Raw genomic sequence first — 14105 nt, forward strand, 5'->3', positions numbered from 1 at the left:
GTCCTCCCCACCCCTCGCGAGCTCGCCGGCGGTGCCCTGGACGGGGCCGTCAGGGCAGTCGATGGCCCAGGGCGTCGGCGACCGCGGCGGGGTCGCGCACCCAGCCGGTGAACGCCTTCGGCGTCTCGCCGTCGGGGTCCAGGTGCCGGACGCTGATCCGCTGCCGACCCGGCCACCAGCCGCCGCGCCGCTTGGCCTTCGGCCAGTCGGCCGGAGGTGCGCCCGGCGCCACCTCGCGGACCAGCACCAGCGGGACCACCCCGAAGGACGACGTCTGCCGCAGCCCGGCGATGTCGGTGGAGACGGCGAAGTCGGAGACGGTGAACCGGCCGGTCGACACGATCAGCACGAGCAGCCCGAGCCCGAGGGCGATCGGTGCCTCCGCGGCGGCCGCGGCGCTGCCGTCCCGCCAGCCCAGGAAGCCCAGCCAGGCTGCGACGGCGAGCACGGTCAGCGTGATGACCAGCGGCGAGGCGGGGTCGTACTGCCAGTACCGCAGCGGCCGCGGGGTCACCGTGACGTGCCGCTTGGGCCCGCGGCGGGCCAGGTAGCCGTAGCTGGTGACCTGGTCGATGTGCCGCTCACGGTCCCGGGCGGCCTGCACGACCAGGGGCTCGCCGTTGTCTCGTCGGGACCGGGATGGCATGCCCGCCATGATCGCAGGACGGCGTCCCGTGCCGGTCGCAGCAGTGCTGTCGGTGCGCAGTGGGAGACTGGACGGCGTGACCTCCTCCGATCAGCCGCCGTACCGCAGCGGCTTCGCCTGCCTGGTCGGCCGGCCCAACGCGGGCAAGACCACGCTGACGAACGCCCTGGTCGGCGAGAAGGTCGGCATCGTCAGCAACCGGCCGCAGACCACCCGGCACGCCATCCGCGGGGTGGTGCACCGGCCGGCCGGCCAGCTGGTGCTGGTCGACACCCCGGGGCTGCACAAGCCCAAGAGCCTGCTCGGCCAGCGGCTCAACGACGTCGTCCGCGACACCCTGTCCGAGGTCGACGTCATCGTCTTCTGCATCCCCGCCGACCAGCCCGTCGGCACCGGCGACGCCTTCATCGCCCGGCAGCTCAAGGAGGTCTCCACCCCGATCGTGCTGGTGGTCACCAAGACCGACGCGGCCAGCAAGAAGGCCATCACCCAGCAGCTCGTGGCGGCCAGCAAGCTGGTCGAGGCGCGCGAGATCGTGCCGGTCAGCGCGGTCGCCGGTGACCAGGTCACGCTGCTGGAGGACCTGCTGATCGGCATGCTGCCCGAGGGGCCGCCGATGTACCCCGACGAGCAGACCACCGACGAGGACGTCGAGCGGCAGATCACCGAGCTGGTGCGCGAGGCCGCCCTGGAGAAGGTGCGCCAGGAGGTGCCGCACTCCCTCGCCGTCACCGTGGAGGAGATGCACCGCAAGCCCGACCCGCGCGACCCCGACGCGGTGTTCACCGAGATCCACGCACTGCTGCACGTCGAGCGCCGCAGTCAGAAGCCGATGCTGCTGGGCAAGGGCGGGCAGACGATCAAGGCGATCGGCAGTGAGGCCCGGGTCGGGCTGGAGACGCTCCTCGGCGGCCGGGTGCACCTGGCCCTGCACGTCACCGTGCTGGGGGAGTGGCAGGACGACCCGAAGAAGCTCAACCGGCTGGGCTATTGAGGTCCTCGTGAGCACCACCCCGCAGGCGCTCTACCGGGACGAGGGCATCGTGCTGCGCACCCAGAAGCTGGGTGAGGCCGACCGGATCGTCACCGTGCTCACCCGGCGCACCGGCAAGGTGCGCGCGGTCGCCAAGGGCGTGCGGCGCACCAAGAGCAAGTTCGGTGCGCGGCTGGAGCCGTTCAGCCACGTCGACCTGCAGCTCTACACCGGCCGCAACCTCGACATCGTCAGCCAGGCCGAGTCGATCCGGTCCTACGGCACCGAGATCGTCGGCGACTACCGCGCCTACACCGCCGGCACCGCCGTGCTGGAGACGGCCGACCGGCTGACGGTGGAGGAGAAGGAGCCGTCGCTGCGGATGTTCCTGCTGGTCGTCGGGGCGCTGCGCACGCTGGCCGAGGGGGTCAAGCCGGCCCCGCTCGTGCTGGACGCGTTCCTGCTCCGGGCGATGTCGGTCGCCGGCTGGGAGCCCGCGCTGGGCGACTGCGCCCGCTGCGGCGAGGCCGGCCCGCACCGGCACTTCTCCGTCCCGGCCGGGGGCACGGTCTGCCCGTCCTGCCGGCCCACCGGCTCGGCGATGCCCAGCCCGGTCACCATCGAACTGCTGGAGGCGCTGTTGTCCGGGGACTGGGGGCGGGCCGAGGCCAGCCTGGGCACCAACCGGCGGGAGGGCAGCGGCCTGGTCGCGGCCCTGCTGCAGTGGCACCTGGAGCGCGGCCTGCGCTCGCTGCCGCTGGTGGACCGCACATGAGGCGCGAGGTGAAGCAGCCCGACCCGCACCCCTCGGGCGCCACCCCGCCGGACATCCCGGCCGACAAGGTGCCGCAGCACGTGGCGATCGTGATGGACGGCAACGGCCGCTGGGCGAAGCAGCGCGGGCTGCCGCGCACCGCCGGGCACGAGGCGGGGGAGTCCTCGCTGTTCGACTGCGTCGAGGGCGCCATCGAGCTGGGCATCGGTGCGATCAGCGCCTACGCGTTCTCCACCGAGAACTGGCGGCGCAGCCCGGAGGAGGTCCGCTTCCTGATGGGCTTCAACCGCGACGTGATCCGCCGCCGCCGCGACGAGATGCACGAGCTCGGGGTGCGGGTGCGCTGGGCCGGGCGCCGTCCCAAGCTCTGGCGCAGCGTCATCAAGGAGCTCGAGGTCGCCGAGGAGCTGACGCAGGACAACGACGTCCTGACCCTCACCATGTGCGTCAACTACGGCGGCCGCGCCGAGATCGCCGACGCCGCCGCGGCGATCGCGCGCGAGGTGGCCGCCGGCCGGATCAAGCCGGACAAGGTCACCGAGGAGACGGTCGCCCGGTTCCTCGACGAGCCGGACATGCCCGACGTCGACCTGTTCGTACGCAGCTCGGGGGAGAACCGCACCAGCAACTTCCTGCTGTGGCAGGCCGCCTACGCCGAACTGGTCTTCCTGGACACCCTGTGGCCGGACTTCGACCGCCGGCACCTGTGGCAGGCCTGCGAGGAGTACGCCAGCCGGCAGCGCCGCTTCGGCAGCGCCTGAAGGAACTGCTTCAGGCGGGGTCGGGGGACTCAGCGGTGTGGCCGGCGTGGGCGAGGGCGTCCCGGACGATGTGCGCCACGTGCCCGTCGACCAGGCGGTAGTCGACCTCGCGGTGCCGGCGGACGCCGGTCACCAGGCCGGCGCCGCGCAGCACCCGCAGGTGCTGGGAGACCAGCGGCTGCGGCACGCCCAGCGCGTCGACCAGCTGGTGCACGCAGCGGGAACCGTGCTCGTCCAGCAGCGTCACGATCGACATCCGCAACGGCGAGGCGAGCGCGGCCAGCAGCTCGCTGGCGGCCTGGACGTCGGCGGGGACGCTCCGGGACCCGGGCCGGGAGGACGGGGTCACGGACGTGGACATGGCACCATGGTCCGAGCGCCTGAGAACGGTTGTCAACTCTTGTCGCGTCGAGGAGAGAGGTGCCCGGTGTTCGCCGTGACCCGCCTGCGCGTCCCCGCCGACGACGTCCCCGCCTTCCTGGCCGCCGCCGGCGAGCTGCTCGCCGCCCTCCAGGCCCGCCCCGGCTTCCTCGATGGCGAGCTGGGCCGCGCCGCCGACGACCCGCAGCTGTTCGCGCTCTGCACCCGCTGGGACGGCGTCGGGGCCTACCGCCGGGGCCTGTCCGCGGCCGAGGTGAAGATCGCCGGCGCGCCGGTGTGGGTGCATGCCCTCGACGAGCCAGGCGTCTACCTCACCGACTGACCCAGGCCAGCCCGGGCTGGCAGCCGGGGAGTAGCCGGGCGCCGGCCGGGGCAGGACTGCCCGGTGGACGTGCTGGCGGTAGAAGAGACCGGGTTCCCCCATTCCTTCCTCTCGGAGGACCTGCTGCGGAGCTACGTCAACCTGTTCATCCGGCTGGTCGAGGCCGCCGGGGCGATCGTGATCTTCGTCGGTGCGGTGATCGCCGCGGTCCAGTTCGTCCGTGCGGCCGTGCGTGGCCGGCACCGCGACGAGTTCGTCCGGGTCCGGCTGGGGCTGGCCCGCTACCTGCTGCTCGGGCTGGAGTTCCAGCTGGCCAGCGACGTCCTGCGCACCGCCATCGCGCCGTCGTTCGCCGAGATCGGCAAGCTCGCCGCGATCGCGGCCATCCGGACCGCGCTGAACTACTTCCTGGGCAAGGAGATCGCCGAGGAACGCGAAGAGGTCGAGAAGAACGAGGACAGGGACCGCGAGGGTGACCGCGCCGGCGGTGACCGGACGTGAACCGGGGCGAGCCCGCATGAGCGCGTTGCTGGAGGACGCCGCACTGCTGGTGGCCGTGCTGGGCCTGGTCTCCGGCCTGATCACGCTGGTGCGGTTGCGCGACGTCCTGCTGGCGTTCGGCGTCCTGCTGGACTTCCTGATCGCCGCCGGCCTGATCCGGCTCGCCGGCGAGCTCACGTTCCGCGGCCTGGTCGGCGTCGCCCTGGTGATCGCCGTCCGGAAGCTGGTGATGCACGCGCTGGGGGCGGATCGACGGGTGCCGACCGTCGCAGAGAGCTGACGCCCGTGGCCGGGCGCCGGCGCACCGGCGGCTAACGTCTGGGGGTCACTCGCCGACACCCCAGCCGGATGGAGCCCCCGTGCCCAGCGACACCGCCCCTGCCCGTACCGCCGACCCCGCTCGCCTGGAGAAGGTGGTCAACCTCTGCAAGCGCCGGGGGTTCGTCTTCCCGTCCGGTGAGATCTACGGCGGCACCCGCTCGGCCTGGGACTACGGGCCGCTGGGCGTGGAGCTGAAGGAGAACATCAAGAAGCAGTGGTGGCGCACCGTCGTCCAGAGCCGGGACGACGTCGTCGGTCTGGACTCCTCGGTGATCCTGCCCCGCCAGACCTGGGTCGCCTCCGGCCACGTCGGCGTCTTCACCGACCCGCTGACGGAGTGCCAGAGCTGCCACAAGCGGTTCCGCGCCGACCACCTCGAGGAGGGGTTCGAGGAGAAGAAGGGCCGGCCGCCGGAGAACGGGCTGGCCGACATCTCCTGCCCGAACTGCGGCGTGAAGGGCTCCTGGACCGAGCCGCGCGACTTCAACATGATGCTGAAGACCCACCTCGGCCCGGTCGAGGACGAGTCGGGGCTGCACTACCTGCGCCCGGAGACCGCCCAGGGCATCTTCGTGAACTTCGCCAACGTCATGGGCGCCGCGCGCAAGAAGCCGCCGTTCGGCATCGGCCAGATCGGCAAGTCCTTCCGCAACGAGATCACCCCGGGCAACTTCATCTTCCGCACCCGCGAGTTCGAGCAGATGGAGATGGAGTTCTTCGTCGAGCCCGGCACCGACGAGGAGTGGCACCAGTACTGGATCGACGCCCGCACCGCCTGGTACACCGACCTGGGCATCGCGGCGGACAACCTGCGGCACTACGAGCACCCGAAGGAGAAGCTGAGCCACTACTCGACGCGCACCGTCGACATCGAGTACCGGTTCGGCTTCACCGGCTCGGAGTGGGGCGAGCTCGAGGGCATCGCCAACCGCACCGACTTCGACCTGAAGACCCACTCGGAGCACTCCGGCACCGACCTGTCCTACTTCGACCAGGCCTCCGGTGCGCGGTGGACGCCGTACGTCATCGAGCCGGCGGCCGGGCTCACCCGCTCGCTGATGGCCTTCCTGGTCGAGGCCTACACCGAGGACGAGGCGCCCAACGCCAAGGGCGGCGTCGACACCCGCACGGTGCTCAAGCTCGACCCGCGGCTGGCGCCGGTGAAGGCCGCCGTCCTGCCGCTGTCGCGCAACGCCGACCTCTCGCCGAAGGCCCGTGACCTGGCGGCGACGCTGCGCCGGAACTGGAACGTCGACTTCGACGACGCCGGCGCGATCGGCCGCCGCTACCGCCGGCAGGACGAGATCGGCACCCCGTTCTGCCTGACGGTCGACTTCGACACCCTCGAGGACGACGCGGTGACCATCCGGGAGCGCGACTCGATGGCCCAGGAGCGCATCGGCCTGGACGCCGTCCCCGGCTACCTCGCCACCCGCCTCCCCGGCTGCTGACACCGCGGCCGGGCTGTCGTCTCGGGCCGGGCCGGTCGTCCCAGGCCCGGCCCGCCCGGCTCAACCCGGGGGCGGAGGGGTTGAGCCGCGTGCGCCCGCGGCTCAACCCTCCGCCGTCCGGGTCAACCCGGGCCCGGGCGTTCCGATGCGGTCGTCGGCCCGGGGCAACCAGCCGTCGTCCCCGGTGTCCTCGGTGCGGGGCCGGCCCTCGGCCCGGGGCACCTCGCGGAACTCCCGGACCTCGGGGCCCGGCCGCGCCAGCGAACGACGCACCTGCTGGTCGAGAGCGCGCCGTCCCCCGGCCAGGTCGTCGGTGGCGACCCGGACGAACTGGATGCCCAGCGACCGCAGCAGGTCCTCGTCCCGCTTCTCCCGCCACAACTCCTCCTCGGGGGTGCGCCCGAAGGACGGCCGGCGGTACTTGACCTGACCGTCGAACTCGACCGCCAGCGCCGGCCCCGAGTACCAACCGTCGGCGACCTTCACCAGCCGTCCGCCGACCCACAGCTCGACCTGCGGGACGAACGGCGGCAGGCCCAGCGCGGCGAAGCTGAGTCGGCCGTGCGTCTCCAGCCACGACTCGGCGCGACCGTCGGCGAGCGCGACGGCACGGACCGCGCGGGGGATGCCCGGCACGTACGCCTGACGGTCCAGCACCCGGGCCAACTCCTGCCGAGTGGTCAGCCCGCGGAGCAGTGCAGCATCGACGGCGGCGACGGCGTGCACCTCCGGCCAGGCCCTGGCGGCGTCGACCAGGGTGCGGGCGGCCGTGGTGACCCGGTAGGCGCCGCGGACGGTCACCTCGTCGTCCGGCAGGGTGGCCCGGGTCATCAGCCACCCGCGCCCACGTCGCCACCGGTGCGGATCGGTCAGCTCCACCACCGACACGGCCGACCGTGGTCGAGGCAGCCCCCAGATCCAAGCCGCGGTCGCGCCGCTCAGGACGGCGTCCGGCCGGCCCAACGCCGTGGTCAGCGCCAGCGCGTCCAGGCCGGGACGTCGTCCGGTGCGCTGGACCTCGGCGAGGTCCGCCGCGGTGACCAGGACGCCGGGCCGCAGCCGCACCCAACTGCCCCGACGCACCGCGCTGGCGATCTCGGTCTTGGTGACCCCGGCGGCGCTGAGGTCTGCAGTGGTGACGATGCCCAGTCGGCGGCGACTGGGTTCGTCCAGGGCGAGCGGGACGGCGGGGGAGCGGAGCACGGTCCGAGGTTCCGCCCGGGGCCGGCCGGGAGGTGCCCGATCCGTGCGACCTGTGCACGGCCGACCGGGACGGGGACGCTGGGCGGCACGGAGTTGGTGCTCTGCGCTAGCGGCTCGACCCGGCCTCCGCAGGGAAGAGCCGCGTGCGCTGCCGGCTCAACCCCGCCCCGCGCGGCTCAGCCCGGCGAATACGGCGTGAGGCCGGGCACACAGCCGAGCCACCTACCCTGGACGTCGTGACCAGCACCCTCGAGCGCGCGCCGGCGCTGCAGCTGGGGTCGCTGACGGTCGACCCGGCGGTGGTGCTGGCGCCGATGGCCGGGATCACCAACCCGGCCTTCCGCACGCTGTGCCGGGAGTTCGGGGCGGGCCTCTACGTCTGCGAGATGATCACCACGCGGGCGCTGGTCGAGCGCAACGCCAAGACGCTGAAGATGGTGCAGGCCGCCCCGGGGGAGGCCGACGCGTTCAGCGTGCAGCTCTACGGCGTCGACCCGGCCACCGTCGGGCGGGCGGTGGAGATGCTCGTCGACGAGCAGGTCGCCGGCACCCGCCCCGCGCACATCGACCTCAACTTCGGCTGCCCGGTGCCCAAGGTGACCCGCAAGGGCGGCGGTTCGGCCCTGCCGTGGCGCCGCCGGCTGTTCGGCAACATCGTGCGCGCCGCGGTACAGGCCGCCGGCGACGTCCCGGTGACGGTCAAGACGCGGGTGGGCATCGACGCCGAGCACGTCACCTACCTGGACGCCGGCCGGATCGCGCAGGACGAGGGCGCCGCGGCGATCACCCTGCACGGGCGCACCGCCGACCAGCTCTACAGCGGCACCGCCGACTGGTCGCACATCGCCCGGCTGGTGGAGGAGGTCTCCATCCCGGTGCTGGGCAACGGCGACCTGTGGGAAGCCGACGACGCGCTGCGGATGGTGGCCGAGACGGGCTGTGCCGGCGTCGTGGTGGGCCGGGGTTGCCTGGGTCGCCCGTGGCTGTTCGGCGACCTGGCCGCTGCGTTCGCCGGTTCGCCGCACCGCACGCTGCCCAGCTTCCGGCAGGTGGCCGAGATCATGCACCGGCACGCCACCCTGCTCGCCGCCGACCAGGGCGAGGTGCACGGCTGCAGCGACTTCCGCAAGCACGTCGCCTGGTACCTCAAGGGGTTCTCGGTCCCCTCCGACGTGCGGCGCGCACTGGCCATGGTCTCCGGGCTCGACGAGCTGGCCGGTCTGCTCGACGGGATCCCCGACCAGCCCTACCCCGAGGGCGTGCTCGGTGCCCCGCGGGGGCGCACCACGCCGCCGCGGCCGGTCGCCCTCCCCGAGGGCTGGCTCGCCGACCGCGACGACCCCCGGCCCCCGGCCGGCGCCGAGCTGCTGGTCGGCGGCGGATGAGCACCACGACAGGAGCACAGCGGTGACCCAGGGGCCCTTCCTCTACGACGACGACCCGGCACCGCTGCACACGGGTACCCCCAGGAACCACAACAAGCTGCTGGTGCTCATCTTCGGCGGCACGGTGCTGCTGGGGGTGCTCATGGTCGCGCTGATGCCGGTCTTCAAGGGGTCCGGTGAGGACCAGGCTCGCCAGGTGGCCGGGGTGTTCGCCGCCGCGCTGAGCCAGGGCGACCTGGAGACGTCCCACGGCCTCCTGTGCGACGCGGAGCGCGCCCGGGTGGCCCCCGACGACCTGGCCGGCGAGTACCTGCAGCCGGGCGACCCGCAGGTGGTCGGTTCCCGTGGCAGCGAGGTCGACGGGGAGCCGGTGCAGCTGGTCGACGTCCGCTGGGACGACGGCGGCGCGGTCACCACCACGACGCTGACGGTCGTGCCCGAGGGCGGCACGAAGGTCTGCGGGACCAGCACCGCCGGGTGAGCCCGGCAGCGGTCGGCACACCGTCCCCAGGGGTGTCACCGGTGTCGGCCGGCCGTGGTACCCATGACGGGTGGCAGCGGTGGCGGGGCGACTGGGCGTCCGGGTGCTCGGGGCGGCGGTGACGGCGGCCCTGCTGCTGGCCGCGTCCACGGCCACGGCCATCTGGTGGGTCGCCCGGCAGGACGCGCGGCCCACGTCCGACGCGATCGTGGTGCTCGGCTCGGCGCAGTACAACGGCGTCCCGTCCTCCATCTTCGAGGCCCGGCTGGAGCACGCCCGGGAGCTCTACGAGGAGGGTGTGGCCCCGGTGATCGTGACGGTGGGCGGCAAGGCGACCGGCGACGCGTTCTCCGAGGCCGAGGCGGGCCGCGACTACCTGGCCCAGACCGGCGTGCCCACGGACGCACTGCTGGCCGTGCCCGAGGGCGTCGACACGCTGGAGAGCGTGCGCGCAGTGGCGGCCGAGTTCGACGCACGGGACTGGAGCAGCGCCGTCCTGGTCAGCGACCCGTGGCACGCGATGCGCGCCGAGCGGATGGCCGAGGACGCCGGGCTGGACGCGTGGAGCTCACCCACCCGGCAGGGGCCGGCCGTGCAGACCCGCGCCACCCAGTTCCGCTACATCATGCGGGAGACCGCCGCCTACCTGCTCTACCGCGCGACCGGCGAGAGCGTCGCCGGCGCACCCGGGATCGGCTGAGGAGCACCATGCTGGAGCTGGGCAAGAGCGGGTCGCACGGCACCGAGCGGGGCGTCGTCCCGGTGCTCTCCGACGGTGCCGTGGTGGCGACGCTGCGCGCCGCCACCTGGAAGGAGGCCGCCAACTGGAAGGAGGCCGCCACGGCGGAGGTGGGTGACCGGCACTGGGCCTTCCAACGGGGGGGCAGCCGTGAGCTGGTCGGTCGCTGGGCCCAGGAACCGGCGGACAGCGTGCGGTTGCGCGCCCACCAGGTCTCGGTCTGGAAGGACTCCTGGACGATGGAGCTCGACGGCCTGACCGTCGACGTGGCGAGGACGTCGGTGTGGAAGGGCACCCATCGCTACGACAGCGGTGGCCGCCGGCTCGCCGAGAGCGGCACCACCGGCGGCTGGAAGCCGCGGCCCACGCTGACCACCGAGCCCGGCCTCCCGCTGGACTCGGCCGTCTTCCTGCTGTGGTTCGAGTTCGTGCTGGGCCGGCGGCGCATCGCCGCGGCGGCGAGCTGATGGCCGCGCGGGGACGCATCCGCGCGGCGGACATCGCGCTGGTCCGCGAGCGGACCAAGATCGACGAGATCATCGGCGAGCACCTGCAGCTCAAGCGCGCCGGCGGCGGCAGCCTCAAGGGGCTCTGCCCGTTCCACGACGAGAAGTCGCCGTCCTTCCAGGTCACCCCCTCGCGAGGCCTGTACCACTGCTTTGGTTGTGGGGTCGGTGGCGACGTCATCCGGTTCGTGCAGGAGATCGACCACCTCTCCTTCTCCGAGGCGGTCGAGCTGCTCGCCGGCCGCGCCGGGGTGCAGCTGCAGTACGAGGACGACGGCGGCCGGGCCACCGCCGGCCCGGACCGCGCGCACGCCGGCCAGCGGGCCCGGCTGGTGGCGGCCAACACCGCCGCCGCTGAGTTCTACGCGAGCCAGCTGATGACGCCGGAAGCCGCACCGGCCCGGTCGTTCCTCGCCGACCGCGGCTTCGACCGGCAGGTTGCCCTGGACTTCAACTGCGGCTACGCCCCCGGCGGCTGGGACACCCTGACCCGGCACCTGCGCGGCCTCGGGTACACCCAGAGCGAGCTGGTCACCGGCGGACTGGCCAAGGAGTCCTCCCGCGGCACGCTGATCGACCGGTTCCACCGCCGGCTGCTCTGGCCGATCCGCGACCTGACCGGCGACGTCATCGGCTTCGGTGCCCGCAAGCTGATGGACGACGACCCTGGCCCCAAGTACCTGAACACCCCGGAGACCCCGCTCTACAAGAAGAGCTCGGTGCTCTACGGCGTGGAGCGGGCCAAGCGCGACATCGCCCGCAACCACCAGGCCGTCGTCGTGGAGGGCTACACCGACGTGATGGCCTGCCACGTCGCCGGGGTGACCACGGCGGTGGCCTCCTGCGGCACCGCGTTCGGGCCCGAGCACATCAACGTGCTGCGCCGGCTGCTGATGGACCAGGACGAGTTCCGCGGGGAGGTCGTCTACACCTTCGACGGCGACGCGGCCGGCCAGGCGGCGGCGATGAAGTCGTTCAAGGAGGACCAGCGCTTCGTGGCGCAGACCTTCGTCGCGGTGGAGCAGGAGGGCCGCGACCCGTGCGAACTGCGCCAGGCGCACGGGGACGCCGCCGTGCGTGACCTGATCGGCCGGCGCACGCCGCTGATCGAGTTCGTGCTGCGGACGACGCTGGCCGGGTACGACCTGGACACCGTCGAGGGCCGGGTGGCTGCCCTGGACAAGACGGCGCCGCTGCTCGCCCAGATCAAGGACCATGCGCTGCGCCCGGCGTACGCCCGCCGGCTGGCCGGCCTGCTCGGCCTGCCCGACGAGACCGAGGTCGTGGCCCGGGTGCGCCAGCTGGCCGGGGAGAACGGCGGCGAGCGCCCGAGGTCTCGCCCGCGCACGCCGCAGCGGACGCCGGACGACGCCGCGGTCGAGGTGGAGCGCGAGGCGGTGAAGGCCGCCCTGCAGTGCCCGGAGATCGCCGGGCCGCAGTTCGACGCGGTGGAGCCGAGCTCCTACACGCACCCGGACTACGCCGCGGTCGCCGCGGCGGTGTCGGCTGCCGGGGGAGCGGCCGGGGCGACGACGACCGGGGCGGCGTGGTTGGAGGAGGTGACGGCGCACTGCGACCGGGACACCGCCAAGGCGATGCTGACCGCGCTGGCCGTCGAGCCGCTGCACGCGGTGGGGGAGAACGACCCGACCTACGTGAACGCGCTGATGGCCCGGCTGCACGAGATGGCCACCGTCCGGGAGATCGCCGCGCTCAAGGGCAAGCTGCAGCGCACCAACCCGATCGAGGCGCAGGACGAGTACATGCGGGCGTTCAAGAAGCTGATGGACCTCGAGCAGCTGGCCATCTCGCTCCGCAAGCGGGCGTCCGGCGGGCTGACCCCGTGAGCCTGATCGAGCGGGTGCGCGGGAGGTTCGCCCGCCCACCGGAGCCGGTGCGCGCGGCGCTCGACGTGGACGCCGAGGAGCGGGCCCTGGCGTGGGGGGAGCGGGTCGACGGTGGCTGGACCGTGGCCACCTCGCGCGGCCTGCGCGTCGTCCCGGCCGGCTCGGGTGAGGACGTGACCCTGCTGGCGTGGCATGAGATCGGCACCGCACGGTGGAGCGCGGCCGGCGCGGGAGGCACGTTCGTGGTGACGCCGCTGGTCGAGGTGGAGCCCGGGGTGCAGGCCCGCCAGGCGCCGCAGCGGCACGTGCTGCGGGAGGCCGGCGGGCTGCCCGGCATGCTGCGCAGCCGGGTCGACCGCACCGTGGTGACCAGCCAGCGGCACCCGCTGCCCACGGGGGGAGGGGTGCTGCTGGTGGCCCGCCGGGTGCCCGGTCAGGCGGCGCGGGAGTGGACCGTGGTCTTCGACGACGACGCCGACCGGGACGACCCGGTGGCCCGGCAGATCGCCCGTGACCGCCTGGCCGCAGCGGTGGACGCCGACGACCCCAGCCGCTGACCCGGGGTCACTTGCTGCCGGTCTCGTTCCCCAGCCGGTGCTTCACCGAGTCGACGGCGGCGTCGGCACGTGCCTGGGCCACGCCGGCGGCGGTCTGCAGGCGAGGGTCGTCCTTGGCGTGGTTGTAGGCGCGGCGGATCTGCTCGTAGCGCTCACGGCCGGCCTTGGCACCGAGGACGTAACCGGCACCGAAGCCGGCGAGGAAGGACAGCTTGGCCACGGGGGACCTCCTGGGTTGGGGCGGAAGTGATCACGCTACCGGCCCAGCGGTGTTCCGACCCGTCGAGCTCAGGAGGTCGGGCTCAGCTCGCGCGGGCGGTCGGCGGCGTAGGCGATCCGGTCGCGCCCGGCCCGCTTGGCCTCGTACAGCGCCCGGTCGGCGGTGCTGAGCAGGGAGAGGACCGCGTCGACCGGGTCCTGACCGGGCGGCGGCTCCGAGGTGACCACCCCGATGCTGACGGTGACCGGCGGCAGGTCAGGCACCGACAGGTCCCGCACGGCGGCGAGCAGCCGCTCCGCGGCTCGCGCGACGTCCTCCGGGCCGGGGGAAGTGGGCGACCCAGCCGAGCTCTTCCCCGCCGAGGCGCACGACCTCGGTCAGCACCCGGTCGCCGACGGCTTGCCCATGGGTGTCGTTCACCGTCTTGAAGTGGTCGAGGTCCAACACCATCACGGTCACCGGTTCACCGGCCGCGCCGGCTGCGGCCACGATGGCGCCGGCACGGTCTTCGATGCCGCGGCGGCCGCCGTCCCGAGGTCCCAGCCGACGGTGGATGGCCACGTAGCCGGCCATGCACCCCCAGACCGAGGCGCCCAGAGCAGCGAGCCGGGCGTCGGCGTGCGCGCCCACCGACCGCTGGAAGGCGCTGACCACGAACAGCGGGATGCTGCCGGTCAGGCAGATGGTGAGGAGCGTGACGGCGCGCCAGCCGATGTGGCAGCCCACGCACGCGACTGCTCGCTCCCGCCACGCCCGCATGCACACAGCGTCGGCAGCGGTACGCCCGGCTTGACCGTCCTCACCGGTCGGGTGCCGGAGGCGCGACCCGCCGGGACCCACCCCCGGCCCGGGACCGGCCCAGGCGTGGGGTAATCTCTGAGGGCGCGCGGGCACCACCCGCCGATCCCCCGTAGCTCAATTGGCAGAGCATGCGACTGTTAATCGCAGGGTTATAGGTTCAAGTCCTATCGGGGGAGCAAGCCAAGGCCCTGACCAGCGGAGACGCCGGTCAGGGCCTTACTTCTTCCCATCACAC

Annotated in this window: 19 protein-coding genes and 1 tRNA gene; 14 read left to right on the forward strand and 6 right to left on the reverse strand. The window is 73.4% G+C overall.

Features of this window, described 5'->3' with window-relative positions; all coding sequences use genetic code 11:
• Positions 1 to 49: 49 nt before the first annotated feature.
• Positions 50 to 646, reverse strand: coding sequence for a hypothetical protein (locus tag O2V63_RS05155; protein WP_269166479.1), 597 nt, complete (start codon positions 644 to 646; stop codon positions 50 to 52).
• Between the two features lie 76 nt (positions 647 to 722).
• Between O2V63_RS05155 and era the strand changes: the two genes are divergently transcribed.
• Genes era through O2V63_RS05170 form a run of 3 tightly spaced genes read left to right on the forward strand, consistent with a single transcriptional unit; the run spans position 723 to position 3155 of the window.
• The gene (gene era / locus O2V63_RS05160) at positions 723 to 1640 is read left to right on the forward strand and encodes a GTPase Era (RefSeq protein WP_269166480.1); all 918 of its coding nucleotides are present in this window, start codon (positions 723 to 725) and stop codon (positions 1638 to 1640) included.
• Between the two features lie 7 nt (positions 1641 to 1647).
• A complete protein-coding gene (gene recO, locus O2V63_RS05165; protein ID WP_036333685.1) occupies positions 1648 to 2394 on the forward strand; it encodes a DNA repair protein RecO in 747 nt (248 codons plus the stop codon).
• Positions 2391 to 3155 (forward strand): isoprenyl transferase, encoded by a 765-nt coding sequence (locus tag O2V63_RS05170; RefSeq protein ID WP_269166481.1) that lies wholly within the window; start codon positions 2391 to 2393, stop codon positions 3153 to 3155. The genes recO and O2V63_RS05170 overlap by 4 nt, the downstream gene beginning before the upstream one ends.
• A gap of 10 nt (positions 3156 to 3165) precedes the next feature.
• Here O2V63_RS05170 and O2V63_RS05175 read toward each other — a convergent pair whose 3' ends face one another.
• Positions 3166 to 3516: an ArsR/SmtB family transcription factor gene (locus tag O2V63_RS05175; protein WP_269166482.1), complete on the reverse strand. Its 351-nt coding sequence runs from the start codon at positions 3514 to 3516 to the stop codon at positions 3166 to 3168.
• 66 nt (positions 3517 to 3582) lie between these two features.
• Here O2V63_RS05175 and O2V63_RS05180 point away from each other — a divergent pair, with 66 nt between their 5' ends.
• The 4 genes from O2V63_RS05180 to O2V63_RS05195 all read left to right on the forward strand — a co-directional run bounded on the left by O2V63_RS05180 (position 3583) and on the right by O2V63_RS05195 (position 6131).
• Entirely contained in the window at positions 3583 to 3858 is a 276-nt protein-coding gene (locus tag O2V63_RS05180; RefSeq protein ID WP_269166483.1) for an antibiotic biosynthesis monooxygenase, read from the forward strand.
• A 63-nt stretch (positions 3859 to 3921) separates the two neighbouring features.
• Entirely contained in the window at positions 3922 to 4359 is a 438-nt protein-coding gene (locus O2V63_RS05185; RefSeq protein ID WP_269166484.1) for a DUF1622 domain-containing protein, read from the forward strand.
• Between the two features lie 16 nt (positions 4360 to 4375).
• On the forward strand, positions 4376 to 4639 hold the full coding sequence (locus tag O2V63_RS05190) for a hypothetical protein (RefSeq protein ID WP_269166485.1): 264 nt from the start codon (positions 4376 to 4378) through the stop codon (positions 4637 to 4639).
• Between the two features lie 79 nt (positions 4640 to 4718).
• Positions 4719 to 6131, forward strand: coding sequence for a glycine--tRNA ligase (locus O2V63_RS05195; protein WP_269166486.1), 1413 nt, complete (start codon positions 4719 to 4721; stop codon positions 6129 to 6131).
• Between the two features lie 102 nt (positions 6132 to 6233).
• Here the strand turns inward: O2V63_RS05195 and O2V63_RS05200 are convergent, their stop codons facing one another.
• On the reverse strand, positions 6234 to 7334 hold the full coding sequence (locus tag O2V63_RS05200; RefSeq protein WP_269166487.1) for a type IV toxin-antitoxin system AbiEi family antitoxin domain-containing protein: 1101 nt from the start codon (positions 7332 to 7334) through the stop codon (positions 6234 to 6236).
• A 236-nt stretch (positions 7335 to 7570) separates the two neighbouring features.
• Here O2V63_RS05200 and dusB point away from each other — a divergent pair, with 236 nt between their 5' ends.
• The 6 genes from dusB (at position 7571) to O2V63_RS05230 (ending at position 12849) form a co-directional block, all read left to right on the forward strand.
• Positions 7571 to 8719, forward strand: a complete 1149-nt coding sequence (gene dusB / locus O2V63_RS05205; RefSeq protein WP_269166488.1) for a tRNA dihydrouridine synthase DusB — start codon at positions 7571 to 7573, stop codon at positions 8717 to 8719.
• Positions 8720 to 8741: 22 nt separating this feature from the next.
• Entirely contained in the window at positions 8742 to 9200 is a 459-nt protein-coding gene (locus O2V63_RS05210; RefSeq protein WP_269166489.1) for a hypothetical protein, read from the forward strand.
• 70 nt (positions 9201 to 9270) lie between these two features.
• Positions 9271 to 9900, forward strand: coding sequence for a YdcF family protein (locus O2V63_RS05215; protein WP_269166490.1), 630 nt, complete (start codon positions 9271 to 9273; stop codon positions 9898 to 9900).
• A gap of 8 nt (positions 9901 to 9908) precedes the next feature.
• Positions 9909 to 10406 (forward strand): hypothetical protein, encoded by a 498-nt coding sequence (locus O2V63_RS05220; protein ID WP_269166491.1) that lies wholly within the window; start codon positions 9909 to 9911, stop codon positions 10404 to 10406.
• Positions 10406 to 12292: a DNA primase gene (gene dnaG / locus O2V63_RS05225; protein WP_269166492.1), complete on the forward strand. Its 1887-nt coding sequence runs from the start codon at positions 10406 to 10408 to the stop codon at positions 12290 to 12292. Before O2V63_RS05220 ends, dnaG begins: the two co-directional genes overlap by 1 nt.
• Positions 12289 to 12849, forward strand: a complete 561-nt coding sequence (locus O2V63_RS05230) for a hypothetical protein (RefSeq protein ID WP_269166493.1) — start codon at positions 12289 to 12291, stop codon at positions 12847 to 12849. Before dnaG ends, O2V63_RS05230 begins: the two co-directional genes overlap by 4 nt.
• A gap of 7 nt (positions 12850 to 12856) precedes the next feature.
• On the opposite strand, the gene O2V63_RS05235 is transcribed toward O2V63_RS05230, so the two are convergent.
• The 3 genes from O2V63_RS05235 to O2V63_RS05245 form a co-directional block, all read right to left on the reverse strand.
• Positions 12857 to 13069: a hypothetical protein gene (locus O2V63_RS05235; protein WP_269166494.1), complete on the reverse strand. Its 213-nt coding sequence runs from the start codon at positions 13067 to 13069 to the stop codon at positions 12857 to 12859.
• A 68-nt stretch (positions 13070 to 13137) separates the two neighbouring features.
• Positions 13138 to 13332: a GGDEF domain-containing protein gene (locus O2V63_RS05240; protein WP_269166495.1), complete on the reverse strand. Its 195-nt coding sequence runs from the start codon at positions 13330 to 13332 to the stop codon at positions 13138 to 13140.
• Entirely contained in the window at positions 13325 to 13828 is a 504-nt protein-coding gene (locus O2V63_RS05245) for a diguanylate cyclase (RefSeq protein ID WP_269166496.1), read from the reverse strand. Before O2V63_RS05245 ends, O2V63_RS05240 begins: the two co-directional genes overlap by 8 nt.
• Before the next feature lie 145 nt (positions 13829 to 13973).
• Between O2V63_RS05245 and O2V63_RS05250 the strand changes: the two genes are divergently transcribed.
• A tRNA-Asn gene (locus O2V63_RS05250) sits at positions 13974 to 14046 on the forward strand.
• Positions 14047 to 14105: the final 59 nt, after the last annotated feature.

It is taken from the genome of Modestobacter sp. VKM Ac-2977 (genome assembly GCF_026968045.1).
Lineage (GTDB): Bacteria > Actinomycetota > Actinomycetes > Mycobacteriales > Geodermatophilaceae > Modestobacter.

Coding starts and splice junctions, on each gene's coding strand:
- O2V63_RS05155 (WP_269166479.1), bottom strand. CDS start 646: ATGCCATCCCGGTCCCGACGAGACAACGGCGAGCCCCTGGTCGTGCAG.
- O2V63_RS05170 (WP_269166481.1), top strand. CDS start 2,391: ATGAGGCGCGAGGTGAAGCAGCCCGACCCGCACCCCTCGGGCGCCACC.
- O2V63_RS05175 (WP_269166482.1), bottom strand. CDS start 3,516: ATGTCCACGTCCGTGACCCCGTCCTCCCGGCCCGGGTCCCGGAGCGTC.
- O2V63_RS05190 (WP_269166485.1), top strand. CDS start 4,376: ATGAGCGCGTTGCTGGAGGACGCCGCACTGCTGGTGGCCGTGCTGGGC.
- O2V63_RS05220 (WP_269166491.1), top strand. CDS start 9,909: ATGCTGGAGCTGGGCAAGAGCGGGTCGCACGGCACCGAGCGGGGCGTC.
- dnaG (WP_269166492.1), top strand. CDS start 10,406: ATGGCCGCGCGGGGACGCATCCGCGCGGCGGACATCGCGCTGGTCCGC.
- O2V63_RS05245 (WP_269166496.1), bottom strand. CDS start 13,828: ATGCGGGCGTGGCGGGAGCGAGCAGTCGCGTGCGTGGGCTGCCACATC.